This window comes from Flavobacterium movens (assembly GCF_039581425.1).
GTDB classification, from domain to species: domain Bacteria; phylum Bacteroidota; class Bacteroidia; order Flavobacteriales; family Flavobacteriaceae; genus Flavobacterium; species Flavobacterium luteolum.
In genome coordinates, this window is record NZ_JBCPXY010000001.1 from 533117 (window position 1) to 550340 (window position 17224).

Annotated in this window: 16 protein-coding genes; 7 read left to right on the forward strand and 9 right to left on the reverse strand. The window is 33.8% G+C overall.

Going from position 1 to position 17224, the window contains the following annotated elements:
- Positions 1–58 precede the first annotated feature (58 nt).
- From AAYQ05_RS02325 to metG, 7 genes are all read right to left on the reverse strand, one after another.
- The gene (locus AAYQ05_RS02325; protein ID WP_343540886.1) at positions 59–1453 is read right to left on the reverse strand and encodes a hypothetical protein; all 1395 of its coding nucleotides are present in this window, start codon (positions 1451–1453) and stop codon (positions 59–61) included.
- 31 nt (positions 1454–1484) lie between these two features.
- Positions 1485–2117 carry a CatA-like O-acetyltransferase gene (locus AAYQ05_RS02330; protein ID WP_343540887.1) on the reverse strand — a complete coding sequence of 211 codons (633 nt, stop codon included), beginning with the start codon at positions 2115–2117 and terminating at the stop codon, positions 1485–1487.
- The gene (locus AAYQ05_RS02335; protein WP_281634253.1) at positions 2117–2824 is read right to left on the reverse strand and encodes an HAD family hydrolase; all 708 of its coding nucleotides are present in this window, start codon (positions 2822–2824) and stop codon (positions 2117–2119) included. The genes AAYQ05_RS02330 and AAYQ05_RS02335 overlap by 1 nt, the downstream gene beginning before the upstream one ends.
- Positions 2825–3076: 252 nt before the next feature.
- Positions 3077–3961, reverse strand: coding sequence for a DMT family transporter (locus tag AAYQ05_RS02340; protein ID WP_343540888.1), 885 nt, complete (start codon positions 3959–3961; stop codon positions 3077–3079).
- A gap of 115 nt (positions 3962–4076) precedes the next feature.
- Complete coding sequence (locus tag AAYQ05_RS02345) at positions 4077–4352, reverse strand: hypothetical protein (RefSeq protein ID WP_343540889.1); 276 nt, start codon at positions 4350–4352, stop codon at positions 4077–4079.
- Positions 4353–4563: 211 nt separating this feature from the next.
- Entirely contained in the window at positions 4564–5370 is an 807-nt protein-coding gene (locus tag AAYQ05_RS02350; RefSeq protein WP_343540891.1) for a hypothetical protein, read from the reverse strand.
- A 126-nt stretch (positions 5371–5496) separates the two neighbouring features.
- Positions 5497–7632, reverse strand: a complete 2136-nt coding sequence (metG, locus tag AAYQ05_RS02355; RefSeq protein WP_343540892.1) for a methionine--tRNA ligase — start codon at positions 7630–7632, stop codon at positions 5497–5499.
- 469 nt (positions 7633–8101) lie between these two features.
- On the opposite strand from metG, the gene AAYQ05_RS02360 reads away from it, so the two are divergent.
- The gene (locus AAYQ05_RS02360) at positions 8102–9601 is read left to right on the forward strand and encodes a family 43 glycosylhydrolase (RefSeq protein ID WP_343540893.1); all 1500 of its coding nucleotides are present in this window, start codon (positions 8102–8104) and stop codon (positions 9599–9601) included.
- A gap of 216 nt (positions 9602–9817) precedes the next feature.
- Entirely contained in the window at positions 9818–10045 is a 228-nt protein-coding gene (locus tag AAYQ05_RS02365) for a CDGSH iron-sulfur domain-containing protein (protein WP_111377641.1), read from the forward strand.
- A gap of 57 nt (positions 10046–10102) precedes the next feature.
- On the opposite strand, the gene AAYQ05_RS02370 is transcribed toward AAYQ05_RS02365, so the two are convergent.
- Positions 10103–11005: a PhzF family protein gene (locus tag AAYQ05_RS02370; protein ID WP_343540894.1), complete on the reverse strand. Its 903-nt coding sequence runs from the start codon at positions 11003–11005 to the stop codon at positions 10103–10105.
- A gap of 227 nt (positions 11006–11232) precedes the next feature.
- Between AAYQ05_RS02370 and AAYQ05_RS02375 the strand changes: the two genes are divergently transcribed.
- Both AAYQ05_RS02375 and AAYQ05_RS02380 read left to right on the forward strand, forming a co-directional pair.
- Positions 11233–11799 carry a hypothetical protein gene (locus tag AAYQ05_RS02375; protein ID WP_343540895.1) on the forward strand — a complete coding sequence of 189 codons (567 nt, stop codon included), beginning with the start codon at positions 11233–11235 and terminating at the stop codon, positions 11797–11799.
- A gap of 22 nt (positions 11800–11821) precedes the next feature.
- Positions 11822–13378 carry a patatin-like phospholipase family protein gene (locus tag AAYQ05_RS02380; protein ID WP_343540896.1) on the forward strand — a complete coding sequence of 519 codons (1557 nt, stop codon included), beginning with the start codon at positions 11822–11824 and terminating at the stop codon, positions 13376–13378.
- A 40-nt stretch (positions 13379–13418) separates the two neighbouring features.
- Here the strand turns inward: AAYQ05_RS02380 and AAYQ05_RS02385 are convergent, their stop codons facing one another.
- Positions 13419–13868 (reverse strand): protease complex subunit PrcB family protein, encoded by a 450-nt coding sequence (locus tag AAYQ05_RS02385; protein ID WP_343540897.1) that lies wholly within the window; start codon positions 13866–13868, stop codon positions 13419–13421.
- A gap of 307 nt (positions 13869–14175) precedes the next feature.
- On the opposite strand from AAYQ05_RS02385, the gene AAYQ05_RS02390 reads away from it, so the two are divergent.
- The 3 genes from AAYQ05_RS02390 to serS all read left to right on the forward strand — a co-directional run bounded on the left by AAYQ05_RS02390 (position 14176) and on the right by serS (position 17141).
- A complete protein-coding gene (locus AAYQ05_RS02390) occupies positions 14176–14715 on the forward strand; it encodes a DMP19 family protein (protein ID WP_343540899.1) in 540 nt (179 codons plus the stop codon).
- A gap of 76 nt (positions 14716–14791) precedes the next feature.
- Positions 14792–15709, forward strand: coding sequence for a hypothetical protein (locus AAYQ05_RS02395; RefSeq protein WP_343540901.1), 918 nt, complete (start codon positions 14792–14794; stop codon positions 15707–15709).
- Between the two features lie 160 nt (positions 15710–15869).
- On the forward strand, positions 15870–17141 hold the full coding sequence (gene serS / locus AAYQ05_RS02400; RefSeq protein WP_008465517.1) for a serine--tRNA ligase: 1272 nt from the start codon (positions 15870–15872) through the stop codon (positions 17139–17141).
- Positions 17142–17224: the final 83 nt, after the last annotated feature.

Below are 17224 nucleotides of genomic sequence, written 5' to 3' on the forward strand. Positions count from 1 at the left end.
ATAAGGAATGCCCCGTGAATGCAGGGTTTTTGAAGTAAGTTGTTGATAACGAATTTGTTTAATTAAAACCGTCGGCAAATTTGCGCAAAACAATTTGTTTAGCAACCATGTCATAATAACTTAAAATGGTGTAGTTGTTTAGCTTAAGAGTACTAAAAAGTGCGGCTTCTTTATGAGAATCTAAAAAATAGTAGACTTGATCGGCAGCAAAAGGTTCATGTGTTTCTTTGGTTAACTCCAATTTTTTTGTCCAAATGCTTTCGAAAAAAGCAGAATAATTGGTCTCAACATTATAATAACTGTTTGATGGAAAATCTCCAAAAGGATCATTAAAATTAAAACCGTTCATTGAAAACGATTTTAAATCGCTTCCCGATCCTCCTAAAGTGATAAAGAGATTTTTTTGGTTTTTATAAACCGAAATTCCAGCATCAAGAGAAGATAATATTTTTAAAAACTTTGCTGTATTCTTTAATTGTTTGGGCGCTCGATCTTCAATTTGCATCAATAAAGGCGAATTACTAAAACGAATAGTATCTTGTTTTGAGACTGCAAATGATTTTATAGATTCGCCAGATTCATAATCTTTAATATCAAACAAAAGTTCGTCAGCATTTACATTGATTTGATATAATTTATTTTCATGGTAAAAAGAGTTTGACGTTTTTGGATTTTTCGCTCCAACTGGTTTCACAAATGTTTTCTCTTTTATTTCCTGATTGTCTAAATTAATATCAAACAATTGTGTCTTTCTGAAACCTTGGTCCAAAGTTAGAATCAAACGGTTTGGAAGCGTGTAAAGTTTGCTTTTAGCACTAACTTTATACAGGGGGTTATACTCGCCAGCATCCATCTTCTCAATCGGATTTTCGTTCAAAATCTGATTGAATGTTTTGGGCTGTGTTTTTCTATCTATGAATTTGAAAGAACTGAAATCGAGAAACCTTTCCTCTGCCATTCCGTTTTTAAAAACAAAAGCAGTCAATGCCTGTTTTGTTTTGCTTTGGAGCAATAAATAGAAATTGTTATCTTTTTGATATTGCGTTAAGAGATAGTTGTCTTCAAGCGGAATTTGAAATTTTAATGCCCTCGAAGTTTTGTTTTCCAAGTAATATTTAATCAGAATGATTGTTTTTTCTTCTTGAGAAAACCAATATAAAGTAGGATTCCCATCTTCGCTGAAACTGTATCCCATCAAGGATCTGTTTTCGGTGTATTGGCGAGAAGTAACAAATTTATCTCTTAAGAATAAAGCGCTATTGTATTTTAATATCGAAAGACTGTCTGCGCTTGCGGCAAAAACAAATACATCGTGAGTTGTGGTATTTTCTCCCGTCATGATTTCGGACTGGCCTAATTTGTTTTTTAAATCAATGGAATAAGAAGTCAACACTGTTTGACTTAACACAACAGTACTAGAAATTAAAAACAGAAAAAGGACAATTCGTTTCATAAGTTTTTGGGCGCAAAAATCATTCCGCTTATTATTGATTCATAAGCTCTTGAAAAAGATCTACAAACTGGCCAACATGTATTCCGTCCATCAAACCGTGATGCACATAAACGGCCATCGACATGGTTCTTTTTCCAGTTTCGGAAACCATCATTTTGCCAAACGAAATTTTCGGACAGCTGTCTGGATACGTAAAACTGCGTGCATGGGTTATCGAACTAAAATTCAGCCACGGAATTGCCGAAAAATGAATCAGATTATCATCATCAAAAGATCTCGTAAAAAGCCCAGTTGTGTTTTGAATGCGTTCGATTTCAGTTAAGGCAATTTGCTCAAATGTTTTAAAATCTGGGTGATATTCAATTAAAGAAAACCCAAAAGTGCCATCTTCACGACCAATAGTTGCCGACGCATCTATTTGGTTGTTAATGTATATTTTGTCTTCTGAAATTCGGTATTTAAAATTTTCAATGGCGTTTACCGCAGCCAAAGTTTTATGCAAATAGAAAATGAAAAAAGAAGCACCGATGCTTTTTGCGGTTTGATACGCTTTAGTGCAGTCGATTTCTACAGTAGCACCAAAAAAAAAAGGCTCTTCCATTTGTTTGAAATGGGCAAAATGCTCTTTTCTATTCCAATTTTCTAGGTCTAAAAGTGTTTTCATTATAATAAATTCGGAACCACTTCTGCAATAGTTTCAAATGAACTAAAGTGTTCGTGTTCTATAGTGTGATTAATTTTTTCGTGTTCCCAAGTAGTGTGAAACGGAATATGAACGGCATAACCGCCAATTCCTAAAACAGGCAGAACATCTGATTTTAATGAATTTCCGATCATCAAAAATTCATGTGGCTCAATATCTAATCGGCCTAAAAGTTTCTGATAATCGATTTCTTGTTTGTCTGACATTACTTCGATATGATGGAAATAATGCCCTAAACCAGAACGATGCAATTTGCTGTGTTGATCTTTTAAATCGCCTTTTGTTGCAACAACCAATTTGTATTTGCCTTTTAAAGCAGCAAGCGTTTCTTCAATTCCGTCCAAAAGCTCAATAGGTTTTTCTAATAACTCTTTTCCGTATTGAATGATCTTTTGAATGACTTCCATCGGAATGGTATTATTCGAGATATTCATTGCTGCTTCAATCATTGAAAGGATATAACCTTTAATTCCGTAACCGTACAAAGGCAGATTGGCAATTTCTATTTTAAATAATTCCTGCGAAATGCCTTGATGCGAAAGGTAATCTTCCATCAAAGCGCAAAATTTATGTTCGGTTTCTTGAAAATAAGGTTCGTTGACAAACAAAGTATCATCGGCATCAAATGCGATTACTTTTAAGTTTGGTATTTTAGTTTTATGTAACATGGTGTTTTTGTTTCAAGTTTAAGGTTTTCTTTGTTTCAGGTTTTTTTGCCACGAATTTCACGAATTATCACTAATTTTTTTTCTAATGCCTTCTGTTAAGATAGAAAATAAATCAGTTTGAGCTGCAGAATCTGCGAGAGATTTTTTTGCCACAGATTATTGGGATTAAAAAGATTTTTTTTAAAAATTAATTAATAATCTGTGTTAATCCTTTAAATCTGTGGAAATCTGTGGAAATCTGTGAGCTGTTCTTTACTTAGAAAAAAGCCCTTTCAAAGAAATCGTTTTATCGTAAAATGTAATTCGGATTCCGAAAAGCAGAATGATTCCGCCAAAAACCATCTGTAAAGTTATTTGTTCTTCCAAAAACAACCAAGCTAAAATTGAGGTAATTACAGCTTGACTTAATAAACTTAGTGAAACCCTCGTTGCACGCATGTGCTGAGTCGCATAACTAATCGAAAGCCAAGCGCATAATTGACAAATAACCGCTTGAAGTACGAGAACAAACCAGCCAGTATTTGAAAATCCGGTGAAAGATTCGCCTAATGCGTAACATAAAATTCCTAAATAGATGCTTGAAGCAAATAAACTAATCGTCATAAAAGAAAGAACATCGACTTCTGAAAGTACATTTTTGCTGACCAAAAGATAAATGGAATACAGAATGCCCGATAAAACGGCAAATAGAAATGCTTTATCGAAGTTTAAATCGATAAAAAACTCAAAACCGACTAAAGTTACCATTCCGAATAAAGCGACCAATGTTCCAATCCAGAAGTTTGTGGCAGGTTTTGCTTTTAGAAAAAAGAAAGAACCAACTCCAACCCAAACTGGAGATAAATTGGTCAGCAACGAAGCCTGAGTCGCGCTTGATGCCTGAATGGCGATATTCCAAACTGCAACATCAGACGAGAATAAAACACCGCAAAGTATTGCCAAAAGAGCAAATTTTAGCTTTGGAAGTTTAAAGTTTCCGCTGAAAATAACATAAGGCAAAAGCAGCACCACAGCAAAAAACATTCGGTAAAAAGCCGAAATTAATCCTGGTGTTAAACGTAATTTTACCAATATCGGGAAAATAGATATGCAGAGTATACCGCAGATTAAGGCTAATCTTGGTTTGGTGAGTTTCATTGAATGAATTTTAATCGTGTATTATTTTTCAAAGATAACTTAGAAAGCGACTATTTTGAAAGGAAAAAGCGCGAATCGATTAAAAATAGTAATCGGGTCACGCTTTTTTGTTGTTTTAAGCAGCTAAAATTTTACTGCAGGCTTTCTGAATTTGTTTATCCGAAAAGGGTTCGAGTGTTTCGGCAAGCATTTCACTGGTTTTGATGCATTCCATCATTTTTGATCTTAGCTCTTTGTCATCTCCCAAATCTGTTTCAAGAATTCGCTTGAAAATTTCAGACAAATAATGGTGCTGTTCTCTAAAATCTCCTTCAAACCATAAGTCTGAAAGAAATTTTGCCATTGATGGAATTACATCGTGGTGTGTCGGTTTTTGATTTTCCTCTGTCATGATCGAAAATTTTAAACGCACGAAACCCTCATTTTAGGTGTGACAAAATATTCAAAAGAATAGATCAAGGGCAGTTTCCCGCTCCAGCACCATGACGAGGGTTTCGCTTATTGTTACTTTAAATAAATTTATTATCGAAAGTCTTTTAAATATTTTGTCAGTTCAAACTTACAAAATAAAATTTAAAGTATATCGGAATATAAATGTTTTTTTAGCTGATGATCAATTTTAAACTTTCGGTTTTTAATTTATCAATCATTTGAGGAAAAATTTCATAGTAATCCTTTTCTAAATTTATTATAAGCTTATCAATTTGAGATTTTGTATGTTGATTTATTTTGATTTCTTCTTTAATACATTTATTAATATTCATATTGATTGCTTTAAGTACAGCTTCGATATCGGAATTCTTGTTTAGTCCGATAAATAGATTTAGAGCTGCTATATACTGTCGAAAATACATGTCATAGTTTTTGTCTCTTAGAGAGAACATGCCTCTTAAAGCAAAAATTAATCCTTGCAAGTATTGAATTTCATTTCTAATATTTTTATTTAATTCTTCCTGTGATAAAGTAATCTCTTTTTTAAGTTGTTCAAATTGTTTTTTATGAAAGCCGATTATTTTTAATTCTAACTCAGTTACTTTTCTATTTGTTAAATCTTCTAATTCTTTTGTTTTAAGAGTAATTTTCTCTTCATAATTCTTATTTTGTAAATATGGAACGACAACTAATATTAGTGATCCAGCAATGCTTAGGAAAGCGATTAATTTATTCCAAGATTTATCGTAAAAATCATTAACTTTTTCAATAACCTCAATTGATTTATAATCTTTTTTTTCAATTTGATCTATTCGCTTAATTAAGGAGTCATTTTCCTTTTTTATTTTTAAAATTTGATCTTGGGTTCTAACATTAATAGAATCTAATTTGGCTATAACAGAATCAATCTTATTTCGTGGGGTTGAGTACGATTTTGTAAAAAGAAAAAGAAGTAGTAAAAGTAAAGTTTTTTTCATAAAAAATATTTTTACGAATATCTTACTTTTTGCAATAATTTGAAAGATTTACTGCTTTTAAAAGTAAAAAGCATGAATTGGTTAAAAATTAACAATTCATGCTTTTCTTATATGATATTATATAACTTAATTTACTGTCGCTCCATTCGGCGCATCAGCATCTGGATTTACAAAAACCAGTTTTCCTTCAGCGTTTGTTGTCATCAAGATCATTCCTTGACTTTCAACACCGCGTAAAGCTCTTGGAGCAAGGTTTGCTAATACAGAAACACGTTTTCCGATGATTTCTTCTGGTGAAAAACTTTCAGCAATTCCTGAAACAATCGTACGAACATCGATTCCTGTATCTACTTTTAGAACCAAAAGTTTGTTTGCTTTTGGCATTTTTTCAGCCTCCAAAATAGTTCCGATACGAATATCCATTTTCGCAAAATCCTCAAATTGAATTAAATCTTTTTGTGGTTCTGCTTTTTGGTTTTCAGCAATATTTGCAGTTTTTGTCGCTTCCAATTTGTCTATTTGTTTTTGTATTTCTTCGTCTTCAATTTTAGCGAAAAGCAATTCTGCTTCGCCAATTTTGTGTCCCGCCGGTATTAAATCTGAGTTTTCAGAAATGTCATTCCAACCTAATGTTTTGTCCAAAATAATATCTGTAGCTCCAGGATGGTTTTCTTTTAAGAATTTGCTAAATCCTTTAAAGTGTTCTTTCAAATCGCCTAAATTTAATATTCTTGACAATTTAGCAGCTGTAAAAGGTAAAAATGGTTCTGCCAAAACGCTCAACGCAGCAGCAATTTGCAACGCCACATACATTTGAGTTTTTACGCGTTCTGGATTGTCTTTCATTACTTTCCAAGGCTCTTCGTCTGCTAGGTACTTGTTTCCTAAACGAGCAACATTCATCAATTCGCCCAAAGCTTCACGGAATCTGTAACGTTCCACCGAACTTGAAATCACGGCTGGATACGCTTTTAATTCTGCTAAAGTTTGTTCGTCAACTTCTGTAAATTCGTTCGGCGTTGGAATAATTCCGTCATAATATTTGTTGGTTAAAACCACAACACGGTTTACGAAGTTTCCAAAAATAGCAACCAATTCGTTGTTATTTCTAGCTTGGAAATCTTTCCAAGTAAAATCGTTATCTTTTGTTTCAGGCGCATTTGATGTTAACGCATAACGCAAAACATCTTGTTTATCTGGAAACTCTTCTAAATATTCGTGTAACCAAACCGCCCAGTTTTTAGAAGTCGAAAGTTTGTTTCCTTCCAAGTTCAAAAACTCATTTGCTGGGACGTTGTCTGGTAAAATATAGCTTCCTTCAGCTTTAAGCATCGCTGGGAAAATGATACAGTGGAAAACAATATTGTCTTTTCCGATAAAGTGAACCAATTTAGTTTCTTCATCTTTCCAATACGGTTCCCAATCTTTTCCTTCGCGCGCTGCCCATTCTTTTGTAGAAGAAATGTAACCGATAGGCGCATCAAACCAAACGTAAAGTTTTTTTCCTTCAGCACCTTCAACAGGAACATCAATTCCCCAATCAAGGTCACGCGTTACAGCACGAGGCTCCAATCCGCCGTCGATCCAAGATTTTACTTGTCCGTAAACGTTAGGTTTCCAGTCGTTTTTATGTCCGACTAAAATCCATTCTGTTAAGAAATCAGAATATCTATCTAAAGGTAAAAACCAGTGTTTTGTTTCTTTAAGAATAGGAGTTTCTCCCGTAATTGTCGATTTCGGATTGATCAAATCTGTCGCATTCAAAGTAGATCCGCATTTTTCGCACTGATCTCCGTAAGCTTCTGGATTATCACATTTTGGACAAGTTCCAACCACAAAACGGTCTGCTAAAAATTGATTTGCTTTTGCATCGTACAATTGCTCGGTAACTTCTTCAATAAAATCGCCTTTATCGTACAAAGTCCTAAAGAATTCTGAAGCGGTATCGTGATGAATTTTAGCAGAAGTTCTAGAATAATTGTTGAATGAAATTCCGAAATCAGCAAACGATTTACGAATAATTCCATCATATTTATCAATAACTTCTTGTGGCGTAACTCCTTCTTTTTTGGCTTTCATCGAAATTGCAACTCCGTGTTCATCGCTTCCGCAGATAAATGCTACATCTTTTCCTTGCAATCTTAAATATCTCGAATATATATCTGCAGGCACGTAAACCCCAGCCAAGTGACCAATATGAATAGGTCCGTTGGTGTAAGGTAATGCCGCCGTGATCGTATATCTCTTTGGATTCTGTGTCATAACTCAATTTTATTGAGTGCAAAAATAAGCAATAGAATTGAGATTTTAATATTACGCAGAGATTCACTTTTATTTTCACAGAGATTCGCAGAGGATTCCACAAAGATTCACTGAGTTTTTCCTCAATATTGTCATTTCGACGTAAGGAGAAATCCTTCGCAAGCAGCTCGACAAAGATTGGCTAAGTTTTTATTTAGCCGCTCCCGATAGCTATCGGGATAAAAGGATTAAAAAGATTTTAGTTTGAAATGTGAATTGCCTCCAGCTTTAGCTGGAGGTTCTGTAATAAAAAGAGATAGGGCTTTAGCCAAATAGTCTCATTTTTGGCTAAAGCCATTTTGTAGCAATCTAATTATTATATCCAGCTAAAGCTGGAGGCAATTCACAAATCATTTCTAATCCTTTTAATCTGTGGCCAATTATATCTTATGGTCTTTTTGACTATATTTGAAAAAAAAATATCAGAAACATGAATAAAATATATTTAGCCATTTTAGTATTGTTTACATATTACGGTTATTCTCAATCACAATCAGAAAAGAATTTAAAGCAAGGACAATATTCAAACCCAATTTTTGCGGGAGATTATCCTGATCCGAGTTTATTGAGAGACGGAAAAGATTATTATGTCGTTCATTCTTCGTTCGATTATTACCCTGGACTTTTAATTTGGCATTCGACCGATTTGATGAATTGGGAGCCTGTAACCAATGCGCTTCATAAATATGTTGGAGCCGTTTGGGCGCCAGATTTAATTAAGTACAACAACAAATACTACATCTATTTTCCTGCCAATAATACCAATTTTGTCGTTACAGCAGATTCTATCAATGGACCTTGGAGCGAACCTGTAGATTTGAAAATCGGAAATATTGATCCTGGACATATTACAGATGATAAAGGAAATAGATTCTTATATTTTAGTAACGGAGGTTATGTTGCTTTATCAAAAGACGGACTTTCGGTAACAAGCGAATTAAAACACGTTTACGATGGTTGGAAAATTCCGCGCGAATGGAGCATTGAATGTTTCTGTATGGAAGGGCCGAAATTATTCAAGCGAGGAGAATATTATTATTTGACCGTTGCTGAAGGCGGAACAGCTGGCCCAGCGACAAGTCATATGGTGATTTCGGCTCGATCAAAATCGCCACTTGGTCCTTGGGAAAACTCGCCTTATAACCCAATTGTACGAACCAATAGCAGTTCTGAAACTTGGTGGTCAAAAGGGCATAGCACCGTTTTTGAAGATGTAAACGGAAAATGGTGGATGATTTTTCACGGTTACGAAAAGGATTACTACAATTTAGGACGTCAAACTTTACTTCAGCCTGTAGAATGGACAAAAGACGGTTGGTATAAAGTTCCAGATCATATCGAAACCGATAAACCTATTGCGAAACCTGAAGGAAAAACGCTTACTGAGTTTTCTTTAAGCGATAATTTCTCAGGATCGGCTTTAAAACCGCAATGGAAGTTTTACAACGGAGTGGAGAGTTCAAGATTTAAAGTTGCGAATAGCACCTTGACTATTGAAGGAAAAGGCGACGGAGTTGGAAACAGTTCTCCTCTTGTAGTTGTTCCTGGCGGCCATTCTTATTCTGCCGAAGTTGAAATGGAAATAGAAGGTGACGCAACAGGCGGTTTAGTTCTTTTTTATGACAATAAATATTACTCAGGAATATTAGCCGATCAAAACAATATTTTGGCAAATTTGAGAGGATGGCAGTTTCCAACAGAAAAAAACACACATAATAGAAAAGTCTTTTTAAAACTTAAAAACATTAAAAATACCGTAGATATGTTTTATAGTTTAGACGGAAAAGACTGGAAAAAAATCGAAAACTCGGTAGAAGTTTCAGGATATAATCATAATGTCTTAAGCGGGTTTTTGGGATTAAGAATTGGCCTTTGTTCGATTGGAAAGGGAAGTGTGAAATTTAAGAATTTTGTTTACAAGACGCTGTAGGTTTTTGCCACTAAGGCACAAAGACGCTAAGATTTATTGTTTCACGCAGATTTTGGCAGATGTTTATTTAGGAAACTTCGATTCTTTAAAAAAAAACTTTGCGCCTCCGCGTCTTCGTGGCAAAACCTTCAATAAAATAGAACCAGTTTAAACTACGATTACCGCTTATAAATGAGAATATATTTCGCAATCTTTGCATCCGAAAAAAACAAGTTTATGAGCAAGACAAAATTAATCATCAATAAAAATGGATCAATAAAAATTGAAGGCGATTTTGAAATCATGGATCCAGAAGGAACACTTTACGGTTTGCAAGGAAGACAAGCATTAGGACTTTGCCGTTGCGGACATTCTGCAAACAAACCATTTTGCGATGGAGCGCACCGTAATAATTTCGAACACGATTCAAAAGCGTTCGATTTACCGCCAATGAAAACAAACTAAATCTTGTATTTGGTTTTGAATATAAAAAAAGCTGCATTTTCGAGATGCAGCTTTTTTTTATATATAAAGTTCACCCTTCATCGTAATAATCGAAGAACCACCTACTAAAATATCTTCTTCCCGATTCATAACTTCAATCATTGAGGGCTGTTTTAATTTTACGCCTTGAAGAATTTTATATTCTTTATCAGATTTAGTGAATTTCTTTTGCGTTAAAAAACCAATTAAAGGTCCTGCTGCGGTTCCTGTTGCAGGATCTTCGTTTATACCGATTATCGGATTAAAAAACCTTGTCTCGACTATATGATCTAAACCTTCTTCAGCTGGGGTGAAACAATAAAATCCTTCAAAATTATATTCTTTCGAAATTTCGATTAAAAGCTGACTGTCGGGAACAAAACTGTTAAGGATCTGACTGTTTTTTATAGGAACCATGGTATGTGCAACTTCTGTTTTAACTATTGTTGGCACAAAAGCATTTACATCCAAATCTTCAATCTTTAAGCCCAGCGCTACTGCAATTTTGTAGGTTGGAATTTCTTGCTTGATAACAGCCGATTTCTGATGCATTTGAACAACGGGAGAAAAATTATCCAGATCAAAACTAACCGTTACTGGAATTGCCGAATGTTTCATAATTACAAAAGGCTCACTTTCATTTTGCTCATCAAAAATAGGAAGTCCTTTTAGCAAAGCACCGCAGACTGCGCCCAATAAATTATGTCCTGCACCATCAATTTCGATTCCTGTTGGAGTAAACGAACGTACTACAAGCGATTTTTCTTTTGTAGAATAATAAACAAAGGAGGTTTCAGAATAGCGAAATTCTCTAGAAATATCCTGATAAGTTTCTAGTTTTAGATTTCCATCTGTAAAAACCACAGAAAGCGGATTCCCTTTATAGCTCTCGTTTGAGAATACGTCTAAAACGTAATATTCTAATACTTTTCTTTGACCCATACTTTTCTGTTTTTACTGCTAAACGGAGTTTGAATGCAATAAATTTACTGTTTATTCTTGTATTTCAGGAATCGGTTTTGCTTTTCGTGGTTATTTTAATATTACTTTTCCATTAAAAATTTGCTTTATAAATCAAAAAATAGAATCAGAAAAAGTTAAAAATCAATTAGTAAACATTTCATTTTGGATTAATTCAATTAATTTTATTTCGTTGTAAATAATGTTTTATGGAAGAACTTACGCATGTTAAATCAATTATCGGAATCATTTTAGGTTTGAGTTTAACGCATCTTATAAAAGGTTCCGTAATTTTTATCCAGCATCCCGGACGCAAGAAATTTTATTTTGTGCATGCTTTATGGGTATTTTATGTATTCTTGATGCTTATTCACTTTTGGTGGTGGGAGTTTAATCTAAAATTAATCCATGAATGGTATTTTGCAGATTATTTCTTTATTATCTGCTATATCTTGATTTATTATTTGCTATGCGCCATTCTTTACCCCGACGATTTAGTAGATTATTCAGGATATGAAGATTATTTTTATTCCAGAAAAAAATGGTTTTTTTCGGTTTTGGCACTAAGTTTTGGAGCCGATATAGTCGATACGGCAATCAAAGGTGGCGATTATTTTTTATATAATCAAAGCGAATATTTTGTTCGGGTTATAAGCCATATTGTGTTGTGTTTATTTGCAATAAAAATAAATAATAAAAAGTTTCACGCTATTTTAGCTGTGCTTTTTATTGTTTACGAACTCTCGTATATATTGCGATTATTTAATGTTGAATAGATAGTAATTAAATGGAATTAGAATGAAAATTAAAGGTCTTTCTCTAGGATTCTTTTTCCTTTTTATAATAAACGAAGGAATCGCCCAAAACAAAATAAATCTCTTTTCAGAAATCAATTATAACTCAATTCCTGCGGTTGATTTAAGCGAATATAAGTCGGTTCAGGATCGTGATAGCCGACTTCAGAATCCAAATATTGCTTTAGGAGTGGGAATTTCGGGTGGTGGATCAAGAGCACAGTTTTTTGGTATGGGCGTTCTTTTGGGTTTAGAAGAAATTAAGGAAGAAAACACGAATCGTAATTTCTTGAATGAAATTGATTATTTCTCTACTGTTTCTGGAGGCTGTTATGCTGCGGGATATTATTTGACCATTTTTAAAAACAAATTGCAATACGATAATTGTTCGTTCAACGAATTTTATTTTTCTAAAGCCGATGCATTTAAAGCGGATGTTAGTAAATCGGCTTCGCTTTTTTCTCTTTTGAACAACAGCCGAAACGAAAAAGGAGAAAAAATCTCGATGGCGCAGCGATTAGATTTGGAGGTTTTGCAATACGACAGCACAAATCCAGAGAATCAGAATAAATTTAGAACACAAATGCTTTTGTCTGATTTTTTTATTCCGAAGGACAGCAAGCAAAATCCGCAATTACCCATAATGGTTGCCAATGGAACGGCTTATAACAACGGTGAACGATTTCCGTTTATGCCACATATTATTCGGGCTTTGAAAATCAATTCGTCTCTTGCTCCAAATAAAGCACAGCTTTCGCTTGACGAAAATGAGATTAACAATGGTTATGATTTTCCGCTGACGTATGCTATTACAGCAAGTTCTGCTTTTCCTGGAGTTCTTCCTAAAACCAAATTCGGGATTAAAAATCAGGATAAAATTTTATGTGTAATTGATGGTGGGGCGTCTGATAATATGGGTTATGAAACGTTGATTGAACTTCTTCATAACGATACAAAAGTAAAAGACAAAAACAAAAAAGCACTTTTTATTGATTGTTTAGGACAGGGGAAAAAAGCTCCTTTTATAAATGATGAAAAAATCAGACTTATCTCGTTGTTAGAAACTGCTTCTTTGTACACGGTTCAAACCAGATATATGACTTTTGAAAAAGATGTCGAAAATGTTTTGGAACGATACAAGATACCGATTTCCAATTATCAGATTATTGGTTTTACAACTTTAAAAGAATATCTTCAAAAGTTAAATAAAAACAAGGCTTATGAAGATTTGGTAACAGAACTGAAAAATACTGATGACGAAGCCGCAAGCTGGCTAAAAATTCATGATAATTTTAAAGCAGAATTGATTGAAAAGTTTGGAGAAGATAGTTTTCAAAAGGACAAATACAGTCAGCTACAGCTTTCTAGTTTGGACAAAGAAAAGTTTAAAGATTTTGATGCAAAAGAACTTTTAATGCTTTACGAGTATACGTCACATATCGAAACCAAGTTAAAAATAACTCCCGAAGAAAAAGAGATGTTGCTGTTGTCTGGACGTTTTGCAGCGTATGTGAAAACCAATGAATTGAAAGTCTTACTAACAGAAAATACAGGAAATTAACAGTAAGTTTTTTATCAGTTTAAAACTTTGAGAAGATTTATTACTGCTCAAAAACCACTTTTTTATCTGTTTTTGCTGTTTTTACAATGTCATAAGGTCTAGAAGATTTCTTGGTGAGATTTCCGTTTTTTAATTTCTCTACCTTTACGATTATAGTATTGCGGTTTTCGGTCATTTCTACAATATCAATCGAATGCCCGTCATTGGGTTGTGTTTTATCAATAACGGCAATAACCTGATATTGGCTAAAATCAATATTAGTTTCTTTAAAACCTTTTATTTTAGCACTTGAAATATTCATTTCTTTCAAAAAATTATTCCACGTTTTAGCATCTTTAATAACCAAATGTCTTTGAGCGAGGCTTTGGTCGTTTGCAAAAGAATCTCCTTTACCTACTAGCGCAAAAGGAACGTCGGACTGTGGCAAATCATCATTGTCACAGCCAACCAGCAAAACCAGGATGCTAAATATTAATAAAATCTGTTTCACGTTTTTGGTTTTAGCTAGGAAAACTTTGGTGTAAAGTCTTGTTTATTAAACAGATGTGGTTTTTTATAAATGGTTGCTTAAAGGTAATCAATTTTTGACAAACTTTTTAATTTATATTGATAACGGGAATTTATGTTAAAGATTGTAAGGACAAACGAAGAAAAAGCAGAAAAATTGTATTTCTTGTCAAAAAGACTGTTTTTTACGTTAAACGGCATAAAAAATAACGCAAAATAAATAAGTTTGAAAAGCAACATTCAATTATTTCCCTCAACTTTGCAAAACAATTTTTTAAATAAACATTCAAATGGAATTCGGTAAAATCATTATTTCAGAAACGGCGGCAAACAGCGAAAACCCTCAAGACGTTGTAAATTCGAATATTTCGGTAATCAATTTAATGCGCGAAGAAAAAATAGACGACGATTTAATTCACGAAGATGCGTTAATGAGTTATTATTTAGATTTTTATGCTTCGAAATATGCTGAAGGAAATTTTTCGAAGTTTGTTCATGATTCGGGCTGGAATAAAGAACTGAACGAATTAATCGAAGAAGGCTTAGCTTTAATTGGTGCCCAAAAGCATTTGGAATTGTTTAAAGAACAAAGCCGCAAATTGCGTTTGCAGAGTAACATTAAATTAGGAAAATTTCTAAAAGATAAATATGAGGCTCCGAACGCTTTTAAAGACTTGCTAAATAACAATGTTTATTTTGAATTGGACGAAAATCTGACGGAATTGAATGCTGCATTTTTAAAATCGCATCCGGATACAGAAGTGCTTTCGGTCGACGAAATGTTTAAAACACTGGAAGAGTTTGTAGGACACGAAATTAAGAGAGATTAAATTTTAATTTTCCTGCTGAGGTTTGTAAGAAAATTATATATTTGAAATACCCTAAATTTCTAACAAATCAAAGCCTATGAAAAAAACGATTCTTTTAAGCGGCGTTTTGATGTTTTTATTTTCCTGTGGGAAACATGAAAAGGTTCAAGACAATGCTCAAGTTCAAGATCAAGAACTTCTTTCGCAAACGGAACTTGGTTTTAGTAAAAGACAGATAAAAAAACTCATTTTTAAAAATCTGGACGAGATTGAAGATTCAAAAGAAATGAATCTGGAGTTGCTTTCTAAAGTGGCATCCAATCTCAAAATCAAATATTCAGATATTAAAATTAAAGAAACAAGTTCTATCAATTACGACGACCAAACTGCTTTTTTTGTCCTGACAACTGTTTCGCACGATAAAAAAGCATTCAGAACTAATGATAACGACAATGAGCTGGGGAATTATTTTCAGCGTAAATACTTATTTGTAAACCGTGAAGACGGAAGCGTAATTGCCGAAGAGTTTGATGATAATTTAGGTTATTATGATAATGAAGCTATTCAGTTTTCGAAATCACATATTTTGAAAGATCTGGTTTTTCTAAATGAAACTACTCCAGCAATTGCTTTTTATACCGAAGCCAATGCGAGCAGTCGAATTGTTCTATATTCAGAAAAGAAATTTACACTAGTAACTTTGGCCGATAAAGAGATAAAAAAGGTTTTATACGAATATCCAATTCGATTAAGCAATGGCGATTCTAACGGAAATGGAACTTTTCAGATAGAAACTTTAGAAACCGGAATGAGCTTTTCTGATCATAAAACCAATGGTTATTTTGATTTGATCATATCTAAAAACTTTTCTTATGAAGAAGCAATAGAGAGTGATTTAGAAAATGGAATTGAAGAAAAAAGTGACTTGAAAATTAAAAAGGAATTAGAAAAAATAAAGTATAACGGACGAGAATATGCTTTTCATAGAGATGATAGACTCCGTTTTTTAGAATAAAATTCAAAAAAAATTCAAATAACATCAAGAGCACTTTTACGGTGCTTTTGCTGTTTATAGGGGATTTCTGTTTTACTGCAAAACTTTGACCTATTGTTAACAAACATTTCCTTAAATTTGCTTCCGTTATAAAAAATACAATAGTTATAAAAATCAAGCTATGTTACAAATTGCATTTATTAGAGAAAATCAAGAGAAAGTAATCAAAGCTTTAGCAAAACGAAATATCGATGCTAAAAGCGTTGTTGAAGAGGTGGTTCAATTAGACGAAAATCGTCGTGCTGCACAGGTGGAATTAGACAATACTTTATCAGAATCTAATAAATTGTCCAAAGATATTGGTGAATTGATGAAAGCTGGCGAGAAAGCTAAAGCAGCAATCTTAAAAGAAAAAACAGTTTCACTAAAAGAAAAAAGTAAAGAACTGAGCGAAAAAGCAGAAGCTTTGGCTGTTGAGTTGACCAATAAATTATACACATTACCAAACCTTCCAGCCGATATTGTTCCTGAAGGAAAAACTCCAGATGACAATTTGAATGTTTTCCAAGAAGGAGATATTCCAGCTTTGCACGAAGGCGCACAGCCTCACTGGGAATTGGTTAAGAAATACGATATCATCGATTTCGAATTGGGTGTAAAAATCACGGGCGCGGGATTCCCTGTTTATAAAGGAAAAGGTGCAAAGTTACAGCGTGCTTTGATCAACTACTTTTTAGACAAAAACACCGCTGCAGGATACAATGAAGTTCAGGTGCCACATTTGGTAAACGAAGCTTCTGGTTACGGAACAGGTCAATTGCCAGATAAAGAAGGGCAGATGTACCACGCTGGAATTGACGATTTATATCTAATTCCAACGGCTGAGGTTCCAGTAACCAATTTATTCCGCGATGTGATTTTAAACGAAAGCGAATTGCCTGTTTTACAGACAGCCTATACGCCATGTTTCCGTCGTGAAGCAGGTTCTTATGGGGCACACGTTCGCGGATTAAACCGTTTACACCAATTTGATAAAGTAGAAATTGTTCGTATCGAACATCCTGATAATTCTTATGCAGCTTTAGACGGAATGGTAGAACATGTGAAAGGCATTTTAAAAGAATTAAAATTGCCTTACAGAGTGTTACGTCTTTGCGGTGGCGATATGGGATTCACATCTGCTTTGACTTACGATTTTGAAGTATTTTCTACTGCTCAAGATCGCTGGTTAGAAATCAGTTCTGTTTCTAACTTTGAAACGTTCCAGGCAAACCGTTTGAAATTACGTTTCAAAGACAAAGACGGAAAAAATCAGCTGGCACATACACTTAACGGAAGTTCATTAGCGCTTCCGAGAGTTTTAGCTGGAATTATTGAAAATTACCAAACTCCAGAAGGAATCGTAATCCCAGAAGTTTTACGTCCTTACTGTGGATTTGATATTATAAACTAAAAAAGATAGTTTTTAAGATACAAACCTAACAGACTTTAAAACCTGTTAGGTTTTCTTAATTTATAGAAATTAAAAAACGGAGC

Bases quoted from the DNA above. Each gene is read 5' to 3' on its own strand.
- AAYQ05_RS02325 (WP_343540886.1), bottom strand. From the start codon at position 1,453: ATGAAACGAATTGTCCTTTTTCTGTTTTTAATTTCTAGTACTGTTGTG.
- AAYQ05_RS02330 (WP_343540887.1), bottom strand. From the start codon at position 2,117: ATGAAAACACTTTTAGACCTAGAAAATTGGAATAGAAAAGAGCATTTT.
- AAYQ05_RS02335 (WP_281634253.1), bottom strand. From the start codon at position 2,824: ATGTTACATAAAACTAAAATACCAAACTTAAAAGTAATCGCATTTGAT.
- AAYQ05_RS02340 (WP_343540888.1), bottom strand. From the start codon at position 3,961: ATGAAACTCACCAAACCAAGATTAGCCTTAATCTGCGGTATACTCTGC.
- AAYQ05_RS02345 (WP_343540889.1), bottom strand. From the start codon at position 4,352: ATGACAGAGGAAAATCAAAAACCGACACACCACGATGTAATTCCATCA.
- AAYQ05_RS02350 (WP_343540891.1), bottom strand. From the start codon at position 5,370: ATGAAAAAAACTTTACTTTTACTACTTCTTTTTCTTTTTACAAAATCG.
- metG (WP_343540892.1), bottom strand. From the start codon at position 7,632: ATGACACAGAATCCAAAGAGATATACGATCACGGCGGCATTACCTTAC.
- AAYQ05_RS02360 (WP_343540893.1), top strand. From the start codon at position 8,102: ATGAATAAAATATATTTAGCCATTTTAGTATTGTTTACATATTACGGT.
- AAYQ05_RS02365 (WP_111377641.1), top strand. From the start codon at position 9,818: ATGAGCAAGACAAAATTAATCATCAATAAAAATGGATCAATAAAAATT.
- AAYQ05_RS02370 (WP_343540894.1), bottom strand. From the start codon at position 11,005: ATGGGTCAAAGAAAAGTATTAGAATATTACGTTTTAGACGTATTCTCA.
- AAYQ05_RS02375 (WP_343540895.1), top strand. From the start codon at position 11,233: ATGGAAGAACTTACGCATGTTAAATCAATTATCGGAATCATTTTAGGT.
- AAYQ05_RS02380 (WP_343540896.1), top strand. From the start codon at position 11,822: ATGAAAATTAAAGGTCTTTCTCTAGGATTCTTTTTCCTTTTTATAATA.
- AAYQ05_RS02390 (WP_343540899.1), top strand. From the start codon at position 14,176: ATGGAATTCGGTAAAATCATTATTTCAGAAACGGCGGCAAACAGCGAA.
- AAYQ05_RS02395 (WP_343540901.1), top strand. From the start codon at position 14,792: ATGAAAAAAACGATTCTTTTAAGCGGCGTTTTGATGTTTTTATTTTCC.
- serS (WP_008465517.1), top strand. From the start codon at position 15,870: ATGTTACAAATTGCATTTATTAGAGAAAATCAAGAGAAAGTAATCAAA.